General features: G+C 39.9%; 11 protein-coding genes. 5 read left to right on the plus strand and 6 right to left on the minus strand.

Annotated elements, in window-relative coordinates:
• The first annotated feature begins 17 nt into the window (after positions 1–17).
• Positions 18–329, plus strand: coding sequence for a DUF485 domain-containing protein (locus tag EHO65_RS00470; RefSeq protein WP_135772294.1), 312 nt, complete (start codon positions 18–20; stop codon positions 327–329).
• Positions 329–1867 carry a sodium:solute symporter family transporter gene (locus EHO65_RS00475; RefSeq protein WP_135772295.1) on the plus strand — a complete coding sequence of 513 codons (1539 nt, stop codon included), beginning with the start codon at positions 329–331 and terminating at the stop codon, positions 1865–1867. The genes EHO65_RS00470 and EHO65_RS00475 overlap by 1 nt, the downstream gene beginning before the upstream one ends.
• A gap of 26 nt (positions 1868–1893) precedes the next feature.
• On the opposite strand, the gene EHO65_RS00480 is transcribed toward EHO65_RS00475, so the two are convergent.
• Genes EHO65_RS00480 through EHO65_RS00500 form a run of 5 tightly spaced genes read right to left on the minus strand, consistent with a single transcriptional unit; the run spans position 1894 to position 6831 of the window.
• Positions 1894–2997 (minus strand): AI-2E family transporter, encoded by a 1104-nt coding sequence (locus EHO65_RS00480; RefSeq protein ID WP_135772296.1) that lies wholly within the window; start codon positions 2995–2997, stop codon positions 1894–1896.
• The gene (locus EHO65_RS00485) at positions 2990–3517 is read right to left on the minus strand and encodes a cyclic nucleotide-binding domain-containing protein (protein ID WP_135772297.1); all 528 of its coding nucleotides are present in this window, start codon (positions 3515–3517) and stop codon (positions 2990–2992) included. Before EHO65_RS00485 ends, EHO65_RS00480 begins: the two co-directional genes overlap by 8 nt.
• Before the next feature lie 2 nt (positions 3518–3519).
• Complete coding sequence (locus tag EHO65_RS00490; protein ID WP_135629211.1) at positions 3520–4077, minus strand: lipoprotein signal peptidase; 558 nt, start codon at positions 4075–4077, stop codon at positions 3520–3522.
• A complete protein-coding gene (locus EHO65_RS00495; RefSeq protein ID WP_135772298.1) occupies positions 4074–5777 on the minus strand; it encodes an ABC1 kinase family protein in 1704 nt (567 codons plus the stop codon). Before EHO65_RS00495 ends, EHO65_RS00490 begins: the two co-directional genes overlap by 4 nt.
• A 4-nt stretch (positions 5778–5781) precedes the next feature.
• Complete coding sequence (locus EHO65_RS00500; protein ID WP_135772299.1) at positions 5782–6831, minus strand: Gfo/Idh/MocA family protein; 1050 nt, start codon at positions 6829–6831, stop codon at positions 5782–5784.
• Positions 6832–6922: 91 nt separating this feature from the next.
• Between EHO65_RS00500 and EHO65_RS00505 the strand changes: the two genes are divergently transcribed.
• From EHO65_RS00505 to EHO65_RS00515, 3 genes are read left to right on the plus strand one after another with little or no spacing between them, the layout of a single operon-like run.
• Positions 6923–8335, plus strand: coding sequence for a UDP-N-acetylmuramoyl-tripeptide--D-alanyl-D-alanine ligase (locus EHO65_RS00505; protein WP_135772300.1), 1413 nt, complete (start codon positions 6923–6925; stop codon positions 8333–8335).
• A gap of 47 nt (positions 8336–8382) precedes the next feature.
• Entirely contained in the window at positions 8383–8871 is a 489-nt protein-coding gene (purE, locus tag EHO65_RS00510; protein WP_135772301.1) for a 5-(carboxyamino)imidazole ribonucleotide mutase, read from the plus strand.
• Positions 8868–9986, plus strand: a complete 1119-nt coding sequence (locus EHO65_RS00515; protein WP_135772302.1) for a 5-(carboxyamino)imidazole ribonucleotide synthase — start codon at positions 8868–8870, stop codon at positions 9984–9986. Before purE ends, EHO65_RS00515 begins: the two co-directional genes overlap by 4 nt.
• Before the next feature lie 59 nt (positions 9987–10045).
• Here EHO65_RS00515 and EHO65_RS00520 read toward each other — a convergent pair whose 3' ends face one another.
• Entirely contained in the window at positions 10046–12082 is a 2037-nt protein-coding gene (locus EHO65_RS00520; RefSeq protein ID WP_135772303.1) for an acyltransferase family protein, read from the minus strand.
• Between the last annotated feature and the right edge of the window lie 37 nt (positions 12083–12119).

Raw genomic sequence — 12119 nt, forward strand, 5'->3', positions numbered from 1 at the left:
CGTTCCAAGGACTTCACATGAAGATAAAAGCTCATCAATTGATCGAATCCATCGAGTTTAAAAAATTAGTTCGTACTCGATGGACAGTTAGTTTCGTTTTATTGTTTTTCCTATTCCTGAACTATTATGGTTTTATACTAATCATCGCCTTAAAAAAGGAATGGGTCACTCAAAAACTGGGTAATTTCGGTAACTACGGATTGTATGCAGGTGCATCCGTGATCTTATTCTCTTGGCTACTTACATTTATATATGTATTCTGGGCCAATCGATATTACGATCAAGAAGTAGAAGTATTAAAATCCAAATTAGAATCGGAGAATAGATAATGGAATCCTCCTTAGGTCAACCGAACTTTATCTCCGTTCTATTCTTCCTAGTATTCGTAGTTCTTACATTAGGGATTACTTATTGGGCCGCTAAAAAGACCAAAACTTCCAGTGAATTTTATGCAGCAGGAAGATCCATTACAGGTTTCCAAAACGGTTTAGCTCTTTCGGGAGACTTCATGTCTGCCGCTTCCTTCCTGGGAATTTCAGGAATGGTAGCTTTAAAAGGTTATGATGGAATTATTTATGCCGTCGGTTGGCTCGTAGGTTGGCCGGCACTCATGTTCCTTCTTGCAGAACCTTTGCGTAATCTAGGAAAATATACTTTTGCAGACGTATTAGCTTTTCGTTTAAAACAAAAGCCTATCCGAATAGTCGCTTCTATCGGTGGGATTTTAGTAACAATTACCTACTCTATCGCTCAAATCGTTGGTTCAGGAAAATTGATCAATTTGATGTTCGGTCTTCCTTACGAGTTAGCGGTTGTCATCGTAGGCGGAGTTATGCTCCTATACGTTTTATTTGGTGGAATGATCGCAACTACTTGGGTGCAGATCATCAAAGCCTGCCTTCTTCTTTTCGGAGTTACATTACTTGTAATCCTATCAATGGCACAGTTCGGTTTTAGCTTGGAGAACTTATTCTCCGCTGTTGAGACCAAATTTGGCAGAACAGCTTTAGAGCCGGGAGGATTTGCTTCCAGCCCGATCGATTCTATTTCCTTAGGACTTGCCTTAATGTTCGGTCTATTAGGTTTACCTCATATTCTAATGAGATTTTATACTGTGCCTGATGCAAAAGAAGCCAGAAAATCGGTGGCTTATGCTACCACTTTCATCGGATATTTTTATATCATCATTCCAATCGTAGGTTTTGCCGCAGCTGTCCTCATCGGAAGAGAACAGATCGCAGGAATTGATAAGGGTGGAAATATGGCGGCGGCACTTTTAGCCGAACTTCTCGGAGGAACACCTTTCTTAGGATTTATCGCAGCTGTTGCATTCGCTACTATTCTTGCGGTGGTTGCAGGTCTGACATTAGCAGCTGCTTCTACCATTTCTCATGATCTTTACTTCAATGTATTTACAGAAGGTAAAGCAACCGAAGATAAACAAGTCTCTGTCGCGAAAAAGGCGACCGTTGTATTTAGTATTGTAAGTATTCTTTTGGGAATCCTATTCAAAGATCAGAACGTGGCCTTTATGGTTGGATTAGCATTTGCAATCGCTGCCAGTGGGAATTTTCCCGCTTTATTCTTATCCATTCTCTGGAGAAATTTTAGCACATTAGGCGGGGTATTCTCCATTTTGATCGGCTCGGTATCTGCCACTTTGTTTATAATATTTAGTCCTACTGTTTGGGTGGATGTTTTTAAATTCGACCAGGCGATTTTCCCTTTAAAAAATCCTGCGATCGTTTCCATGTCTTTAGCATTTATTTCTGCATTCATTTTTTCTAAACTGTTTCCGGATGAAAATGCTAGTGCAAAATTCGAGTCCGAAAAAGTCAGGGTTTATCTAGGAATTGGAGCAGAGTAAAAGAAGAAGACACTAAGCTGCTTTGTTCAAAGCAGCTTATGATCTTTCATGGACCGATAAAGAGAAGCAATTGTCACTTTCAGGATAGCAGCGAGAGGAACCGCAACAAGCATACCCGCTATCCCAAGTAAACTTCCTCCCACGGTGACAGCGCCTACTACAATAACTGGATGTAGGGAAACCGCATCCGAGATGATAACAGGTTGAACAAAAAAGTTATCCACCGCTTGTGCAATTAAGACCACAACAAGGATCGCTACCATCAATTCGTACATTCCCATACCGTCGTTAATGCCATTCGGATTAAAAATCCCGGCACCTTGGGTCAAAGTCATAAATAACGGAGGAACCATTCCGATGATCGGCCCTAAATACGGAATGGAATTTGCAATCCCGGCGAATAAAGCGAAAATATAAAAGAATTTTAAGCCGATCACATAGAAGCCGATCATAGATATCACAGTGATAATCGCACTTTGGATCACCAAACTTCTCAAATAATTGGTTATCTGTTCGTTGATCTTTGACGCCACCATTAAGGTCATTTCAAAATATCGATTCGGAACAAGACTTATTATATTCTTATAAACTCCGTTCCCGTTTAATAAAAATAAGAATGCAAACAATGGTGTGACCACCAAATATCCTATCAATGTAGGAATAACTGAAACTAGAGCGCTTACTTGAGCGTGGATGAACTCGGCAGCTTGTTTTACCAATTCGTCAGGTCGAATTGTATCTTCCCAACTTGCAGGATAATCGTTAAACCTAAGCTGGAAACCAACTACCAGATATTTAAACTTTGCATCGTCCATGTCTTGTTTCCAACTCTTGATAATTGGCTGCAAAGTAGAAACGATAGGAGGTGCAACTTCTGTCGCGATTAGATAGATAGGAAGGCAGAGTAAGAAAATTAGTATCGCAACGGAAACAATCCTGGGCACTCCCAATGTTTCGAAGTAGTTTATAGTTCCGTTAAATATATAAAATAGAATTAAGGAAAGAGCGATCGGTACTATAAGAAGTTGCAGACCTATTGTAAAAAATACGATGGCCGCTCCGACTAAAAAGAAAAATATAAATCGGATTACATACGTGGAAAGCGGTCTTGCACTATGGTGTTCAGGCATTTTTTTGTTTGCCTTTATAGTATGCTTTTTCCAATAACTGATTGGTTTTCTGAAGTCTTTCTACCACAACTCCGGTAAGACTTAAAAGGATCTCAATCCCTATCTTAGGTTTGGTCTCTATAATTTCTTTTAAATCAGGTTGGAAAAATCCGAGTAAGGTGGAAGGCTCTTGTGCAATCGCAGTTGCCGTCCTTCTCTCTTCAGAGAATAAGGAAAGTTCTCCGAAGAATGAATGTTGGTCCAGATGAGCTAAGTCCAATTCAACCCCGTCTCTTACGGAACGGATCGCAACCTTGCCATCAAAGATCATATAAAATCCTGCTCCCGCTTCTCCCTGTCTGAAAATTTCCTCTCCCTCAGAATATTGCCTAACGTGCACAAGTCTTGCGATCTCATGTAATGTTCTTCTTTTTAACTTTCCGAATACGGAAGTTTCTCGAAGAAAACGCATGATCTCAGGGTTGGAGGTCCCTTTTTTCTTAATTATCTTTTTCCAGATGGGGAGTTGTAGGAAATTCAAAACTACTTCTTATCCTCTTCGATTTTCATAGTAAGGATCAGGATTACCAATCCTACACTCACGCAGGAGTCAGCGAAATTGAATGCTGGCCATCTATCGATCAATAGCCAGTTCGGCCAATCGAAATCCAGGAAGTCCACCACTCCGATAAATCTTCCTTCGTAACGATTTTCTACGAATCCAAACTCGGCTCCGATCCCGATAATTTTCACAAAGAACTTATCTATAAAATTTCCGAATGCACCTGACATTACAAGTGCCCAACCTGCGGGATGACCCAGGTCAGAATTTTTCCAACGATATGCGATTAACACTAAGATCGCTACTGCGGTCAGAGACAAAGAGGTTCTTGGAAATCCTTGAAATAGACCCATCACAAAACCGGTATTGAAAGTCAGGGTTAAACGGAAAAAATCTCCCATCAATTCGATAGGGTTATGAGGTCTTAGGTATAGTATTGCGATGTATTTGGTAACCAGATCTATAACTGTTCCAACAATCACACTGATAATGAAGATAGGGGGATATACCTCTAAGAACTTCTTTTCAAAATATTTCACTGACGATTCCTTTTAGAGCTGAATTTATTTTTGATAACGGATAGAGCAAGGAGGATTCCGAAGAAAACAGATACGCCGTAAGCCACCATTGCTTGAGTTTCGATCCCTTTATCCAATCTATCGGTTCCATAATGGATACCAAAAAGTATAAATGCAGTGCTGATGATCTGATGGCCCAAAGAATACATTTTCTTAGTATGTTGTTCTAGATCCGGAAGTTTATAGGCCTGCTTGCCACGGTTTAAATTTTTAACCGCCTGTAATAATTCTCCAGGAAGAGAAACTGCCTGGCCCCAAATACCGCCTTCCTGGACCAAAACCTTCTGCCATTGGTTCTCTCCTTGGAAGACCAATCCCTTAAAAGGTTTTTCACCATAATCCAAAACCGTACGATATGGATCCAAGCTTGCAGTAATTCCGACGAGTAGACCAAGAACTCTTTCCAACGGAACAAGAGCAGTGGGCAATTGGATCATTCTGAGAAGTCCGCGAAGACTTGAATTGATCTCTTTTAAAAACTTAAGATCTTCCGGAGTATGGATCTGCTCGAACTTAATATTCTTAAATGAATCCGTATCGGATAAAAACTTAGAAAGTTTTTCCATGGAATAGCGGACCACTTCTTCCAACTTCTCTCTGTCCGCTTTTTTAGAAACGAGTCCTAACTCGTCGAGAGCCTCAACTAGAGCAGGATAATCCTTTGTCATTGCGCAGAGAATGATCTTCCTAAGAGCGATTGCTTGGCTGGGAGGAATTTCCCCTACTGCTCCGAAATCTATAAAACAAAGTTTTTCATCCGGAGTATAGATCATATTCCCCGGATGAGGATCCGCATGATAAAATCTATATTCAAATATCATAAGAATATAAGCTCTGATCAAAAGATCCACAGGTCTGGACTTTGCTTGCCCTTTTTTTAATATACCGGCTTGAGTAATTCGTTTCCCTTCTATAAATTGAGCGGTTAAAACACTTTTGCCGCTCCATTCGGGAATTAGTTTAGGAAAAACATAATCAGGCTCTTCCGCAAAATATCTGGCCATTCGATCCATCGATTCCGCTTCTAAACGAAGATCCGTTTCTCTCCCTACTAACTTCGCAATTTCCTTATGAACAATTTTGAAATCGAATGTAACCAAGAATCGATTGATCCTTTTTAGGAATTTACGAACAGCTTTCAGATCTTTTTCGATGATCTCTTCGATACCTGGATATAAAATTTTAACCGCTACTTTTTCTCCTTTAAAAGTGGCGGAATGAACTTGAGCGATGGATGCGGAAGCCAACGGTGCTTCTGAAATATCGGGGAATACTTCTGCGATCTCTTTCCCGAATTCTTTCTTAAATCTTTCTTTAATTTCGGAAAAAGGATGAGGAGGAACTCTATCTTGCAGGTCCTGCAATGGTTCAGTAAAACTTTCAGGGAATAAATGTGAAAGTGATGCGAAATATTGGCCAAGTTTCACATACACTCCCCCCATTTTCAGGAAGAAATCTCTGCACTCTAAACCTAACGATTTATAAAATTCTAATTCTCTTTCTTCCCTTGATTTTGAAGTAAGGAATAACCTTACAAATTTATAATACCAGAATAGACCGAATATTTTTTTCCAAAGAAAGAAGCTACCTCTATAGTATCTTCCTCTCGCAGAATAAGATGGCAATTGATTTGAATTTGTAGATTGGGAACTTGCCTGCATACGATTAGATTTCAGTAACCGTTCTAATTTCGGCGCCGGTTTTGATCTTATGTAAAAGTTCCATAATGCTTAGATTTTCTCCGATGTCCCCGGTCATTCTTTCCGACTTTCCCGTAAGAACATTGCGTATCTCCGCATAAAGGTTCATAAACGGGTTCGATCCGAGGAATGATTTTTCGGGAAATGAGACTTCCGTCAAACTATTAAATCCCTTGTATTTCTTAGAAGGTTTGGAGACGAAAAGTCTCATACCGTCATTGGACAGAAGGATACGGGCCTCTTCGGTCATAATATCCATCTCGAATTGGAAATACTTCCTCGCACCCCCCGCTTCCAGGAACACCGCTTGCCCAGACTTATATTCCAAAAATGCGAGAGCTCGATCCTCAATTGGGATCCCCTTTCTCCTAGTCAAAGAAGATCGGATCCGATCCGGTTTACCCAAAAACCAATAGATCAAATCAACTGCATGAGTTCCATCATGGAATAACGGCCCGGTCCTTCCTTGAAAAGCCCTGCCAGGGGCCAAGGCAGAAGTCAAAACGGAAGCACGGATTGTACGAATTGGTCCGTATTTTTGAGAGTCCAAAACCTGCTTAGCCCATGCATATTTAGGATGGTACCTTCTCTCGTGATTGATCCAAATTCGGATCCCTTTCTTGCGGGAAATTTTTTCCAGATCCTTAGCTTGTAAAAAAGTTTCACAAACGGGCTTTTCGATCAGAAAATTTTTAACACCTCTGTCAATCCATTCGAGTGCATTTCTATAATGAGATTCGGAAGGGCTCGCGATGATTGCAAGATCAGGTTTATATTTAGAAGGTAAATGATCAGGATCGGAGAAGGTCAACTGGTCGGAAAGTTTCCACTGCCTACAAAACTTCTCCCTTTTATCCGGATTAGGATCGATACCTCCCAGAAACTCAAAATTCCTTTTACCCCAAGGAGAGAATAGAACTCCGGAATGAGTGCATGGCTTGGACCGATACGGATCTTTTTCCAAAGAAGAAGCGATCCTTCCCAAACCGATTAAAACAACCTTGGTTTTCCGCATCCCGCATACTTGAAAACCGGAACCGAGAGCTTGCAAGAGGAATTTTTAAAAATAGACTGCGAGTATTTTAGGTAGGAAGATATTGGGTCTGATGAAAGCCCCATTCCAATACGATCCGGAAACCGTAAGAAGGGTACTACAAAGTCCATCCGACTTCTCGTTTCAAAAAGAATCGGAGATCACAAACATCAGCACAGCGTCCGGAATGGCGGAACCTGGGACCTTATTCGTACCATTAAGAGGAAATAGAGACGGGCATGAATTTATCTTGGACGCCTTGGAAAAAGGAGCCTCTTATTTTTTATGCGAGAAGGATCATCCTATCTTAGTAACTCTTTCCTCGGAACAAAGATCAAAAGCGATCCAGGTCAAAGACACATTACTTGCGCTCGGCAAGCTTGCCACATTCCATAGATCCAGATTCAATCCTATCTTAATTGCAGTCACAGGTTCCAGCGGAAAGACAACTACAAAGGAGATCCTATCCTCTTGTCTTTCTCCATTGGAAGAAGGTTTGTTAGTCACTGAAAAAAACTATAATAATGAGATCGGGGTTCCATTCACATTATTTAAAATTAATTCCAAGACTAGATATGTTGTATGCGAGATGGGAATGAACCATGCAGGAGAAATTTCCAGGCTCACCAAAATGGCAAAACCGGATTATTCTCTCATCACTACAATTGGAACAGCACATATAGAATTATTAGGTTCCAGAAAAGGGATCGCAAAAGCAAAAGCGGAAGTCTTGGAAGGAATGAGTAAAGGTGGGGTATTATTCTACCCTGAAACCGGAGAATATAAGAATTTTCTAAAACGAAGATGTTTACGTTATGCGATCAAATTTAAATCGGTCCCTCTAAAAAGAAGATTAGAGATCTTGGAGACCAATCGAGAAGGATTTAAGATCTCCTTCTTAAATTATTCTTTGGACTGGAGCCTTCCCGGGATCAAACTTCTAGAAAATTTAGCATTATGTGTTTCGGTTTTGGAAGAATTAGGAACTCCTACAGATTGGATCCAGAATGGGATCCAAAACTTCAGATCCGGCGATAAACGCTTAGATTTCCAAATAGGAAATTATAAAATTCTAAACGATACCTATAACGCAAACAGAGAATCGATGTTGTCTTCATTAGAAGCATGTTCTCAAATAGCAGGAGACGAAGGATTTTACGCAGTATTAGGAGACATGAAAGAAGTCGGAAATTATTCCCGCAAATTCCATACTGAGATCGGAAGTTTTGCAGCTAGTCTAAAGAATTGCAAAGGGATCTTTCTATTCGGAACAGAATCTTCTCATGCACTGAAAAGTTTCCGGAAAAAAGCGGATCAGGGACTTCTATCCTTTTCCTTTCCAGGCGATGAAGAAGGACTCAAAAACTTAGTCAATACAATCCGCAAAGAAGTGCCTTCCGGCTCTTACCTATTAGCAAAGGCTTCCAGAGGGATGAGATTAGAAAGAGCAGTAGAGGAATTAAATTCTAGGACCAATAGCTCTTAAATGTTTTCGGACTTGCCTAGAGATTGATCTTAAAGGAATTTGCAAGTGTGAAAACGAAAGTCGCTATTATAATGGGAAGTAGTTCTGATTGGGAGACCATGAAAGAAGCGGTTATCATCCTAAAACAGTTGGGGATAGAATCTCATACTGAAATTGTATCCGCACATCGTTCTCCAGAGTTATTATTCGAATTTTCTAAATCTGCAAGATCCAAAGGTTTTGAGATCATCATTGCGGGTGCGGGTGGCGCTGCACATCTTCCTGGGATGGTGGCTTCTCTTACCACATTACCCGTGCTTGGAGTACCAGTCCAAAGTAAGGCGCTATCCGGAATGGACAGTTTGCTCTCGATAGTACAGATGCCAGGTGGAGTTCCAGTCGGAACACTTGCGATCGGAACTGCGGGAGCAAAGAATGCAGGACTGCTTGCTGCGAGAATATTGTCCCTACATGACGAAACTTTATCTCAAAAATTGGAACAATACAGAAACGATATTAGAGAAGAAGCATTGTCCAAAAACAAAGATCTAATATGACAAAAATTCTAGTTCCTCCTGCAAAGCTTGGAGTGATGGGATCTGGGCAACTCGGAAGAATGTTCGCCCAAGAAGCGATCCGAATGGGATATCAGGTATCCGTTTATTCTCCTGAAAGAAATAGTCCTGCTTCTTTGGTAGGGGCTTTTGAAACAGTTGCTCCTTACGAAGATGAAAATTCACTTCAAACATTTTTAAAGTCGATCGATGCACTTACATTCGAGTTTGAGAATATACCGGGAGCTGAACTGAATCTTATCTCCGAATATTCTAAAAAGAATTCTCTTCCGGTTTTTCCAAGTCCGGAATGTATCAGGATCGCACAGCATAGGATCAGAGAAAAAACATTATTTTCTAAATTAGGACTTCCTACCGTTCCCTTCTATCCGATCACTAATAAGGCAGAAGCAACAAAGGCAGGGGAGACATCCAAGTTCCCTGCAGTATTAAAAACTTCTTCTTTTGGTTATGACGGGAAAGGACAAACTAAATTCAAAACCAAAGAAGAATTCAGAGCATGGGTCGGTTCACTCGGACAAGAACCGCTTGATCTGATCTTAGAAGAATGGTATGAATTCGATAAAGAAGGTTCTGTGATCTTAGCAAGAGATCAAAAGGGAAATATACTTTGTTATTCACCTTCTGAAAATATTCACAAAAATCATATCTTAGACCTAACCATTCATCCCGGGAATTTTTCCGATTCTATCAGAAAGCAAATGACAGAATCCGCCAAAACTCTCGCCGAAGGAATCGATTATGTAGGAGTATTCGGGCTGGAATTCTTTATTAAAGGTGATAAGATCGTTCTAAACGAATTTGCCCCAAGACCACATAACTCAGGTCATTTCTCTCAGAACGGAGCAAATATTTCTCAATTCCAACTACAATTGAGATGTCTCACCGGACTTCCTTTTCCTTCTGAAATTTCTTCTCAAACTTCTTCCATGAAGAATATATTAGGACAAGATTATCTTCCTGATTCCGCTCTTTGGGCAAAGTATCTTGCAGATGAAAGATATACCTTACATCTTTATGGCAAGTCCGATCCAAGACAGGATCGTAAGATGGGGCATTGGAATTATGTGGGAAACGGAGCGGAGAAAGCGTTTTAGAAGATAAGAAAGATCAGCTCAAACTAAAAAGCCCGAGCTAATCTGCAAATCCTCAATTCTTATTTCGGATCGTATTTTTCTCCTAACCAGTAAGAACCTTCCAAGGAGATATGATGGCTGTCGCGATATAATAACTTATTATCTCTCACTGCATAACAATAAATTTGATCGCAAAAATTCTCCCAGGCATTCCATACTTTCATTTTAGGAAAATCCCTCTGGATAGATTTTATAATTTCATGATATTCTTTATTTCTATCGTCGAAATCTTTTCGAGATACTCTGCAAACATATTCCGCGTCAACCGATTCCAAGCTAAACGGCCTTAATGGAACGCATTTTTTCGGATCGAAATCTAGCTCGGGAAAATCCGCTATGTAAACGACATCCTTGCCTGCCTTGGTAAATCTTCTTACTGAATCATAAAATGCTTGTTGGAATGCTTTCTTCGGATCCAAAATATCAGGCCTATATTGATATTTAATTCCTCTAAGCGGAGTCTTATCCTCATAATTTGTTAGGTTTACATATCTTGGCCCCGAGCTATTCATAAGAACAGTCTTAATCCTCGGGTCTTTTTCCAAAATCTCCAGAGCTTTGTTTTCTTTCTCGCAAGGCCATTTTTCATTTCCAATCATCCCGAAAAACGGAGGGCATCCTCCTGTTCCCATATGCAACAAGTTGGATCCTTGTTCGGAAAACTTTCGGATTAAACCGTAAGCTAACGAATTTGCATGGCTATCTCCCATTAAAATTGCATCAGGATCACGATCCACTGAACCGATTAAACAATATCTAATATTGTCTCCGAATTTAGATTTAAACTTTTGAACACAAGCCGGGTCATCAATCTGCCAACCTTCAAAAATTTGAGCGTTCTGCTTATATTCTTTTATTCTCCATTCCCAACCATTTCTCTTATAAATATCTTGTCCGAGTAATACGATTATAATTACGAGACCAATCAATAATCCTAATATGGGTTTTCCTTCTTTAAATCGAAGATTCTTTTCTAAAAAATGCCATGTCGAAACAGACAACAAAAAAGCCAAGAATACCGCAATAATTCTCCACTCTTGAGCAGGGGTTCCAGATTCTACAATCGTAGCAAAAGACAATAAAGGCCAATGCCATAAATATAAAGGAAAACTAATTAACCCAATGAAAACCACTGGCTTAAGGCTAAGAATCTTTTTATTAACGATTGCATGCGGACCCGAAACTATGATAAGTATAGCTCCAACAACAGGTAGCAATGCTGCAAATCGCGGAAAGGACGTTTCCTTATTATAAAAAAGAACAGCAACAAGAATCAAAGCGAATCCGACAAGAGAAAGCAAATCCTGCGCCTTTTTTTCTTTCAGAACGGAAGCAGAAATCTTATAATTTGAAAATTCAAATTTCCTAAAATACTCTGGCAACAAATCCCCGATAGTTTCGACCTTAAAGATTTGCAACCAGGCTAAGACCGCCCCTAATAATAATTCCCAAACCCGAGTATTTGGTAGATAAAAACTATAAACTGGATTTGCCCGGAATTCAGCAATATTCCAAACAAAAGAAACAATGGCGGTAAGAAGTGTAACAAGAAATAGGTTAAGACCAAATCTCCAGGCTAAATATAGAGTTAGAGGCCAAAAAATATAAAACTGCTCCTCTATTCCCAAAGACCAAAGATGCAGTAATGGCTTCAGCTCAGCAGCTGCATCGAAATAATCTGCAAATTCTTTCAAAAGAGCAATATTAGAGAAAAATAAACTACCAGCAACCGCATGTCGGCCCAATTGTTTGTATTCTTCACCTAGAAGAATAAAATAGCCGGTGGTCAAGCAGAAGAAGAGAACAACGATTAATGCAGGAAAAATGCGACGTATCCTTCGCGAATAAAAATCAAAAAAGCTAAATGTCCCTTTTTCTAAATTTTTGAAAAGTATGCTTGAGATAAGGTAACCGGAAATAACGAAAAAAACATCAACCCCAACAAAGCCGCCAGTTATTAGAGAAGGAAACGCATGAAAGATTACCACGGACAGAACAGCTACTGCGCGAAGACCGTCTATATCGGGGCGATATTTTACTAATTCATTATGTTTCAAACAAGGATCCAACCTAATTCAGAATACATACACAAAA

This window comes from Leptospira andrefontaineae, from assembly GCF_004770105.1.
Classification (GTDB): domain Bacteria; phylum Spirochaetota; class Leptospiria; order Leptospirales; family Leptospiraceae; genus Leptospira_B; species Leptospira_B andrefontaineae.

Excerpts from the sequence above, each read along its gene's own strand:
- EHO65_RS00475 (WP_135772295.1), top strand. The coding sequence starts at position 329 with ATGGAATCCTCCTTAGGTCAACCGAACTTTATCTCCGTTCTATTCTTC.
- EHO65_RS00500 (WP_135772299.1), bottom strand. The coding sequence starts at position 6,831 with ATGCGGAAAACCAAGGTTGTTTTAATCGGTTTGGGAAGGATCGCTTCT.
- EHO65_RS00515 (WP_135772302.1), top strand. The coding sequence starts at position 8,868 with ATGACAAAAATTCTAGTTCCTCCTGCAAAGCTTGGAGTGATGGGATCT.
- EHO65_RS00505 (WP_135772300.1), top strand. The coding sequence starts at position 6,923 with ATGAAAGCCCCATTCCAATACGATCCGGAAACCGTAAGAAGGGTACTA.
- EHO65_RS00480 (WP_135772296.1), bottom strand. The coding sequence starts at position 2,997 with ATGCCTGAACACCATAGTGCAAGACCGCTTTCCACGTATGTAATCCGA.
- EHO65_RS00495 (WP_135772298.1), bottom strand. The coding sequence starts at position 5,777 with ATGCAGGCAAGTTCCCAATCTACAAATTCAAATCAATTGCCATCTTAT.
- EHO65_RS00470 (WP_135772294.1), top strand. The coding sequence starts at position 18 with ATGAAGATAAAAGCTCATCAATTGATCGAATCCATCGAGTTTAAAAAA.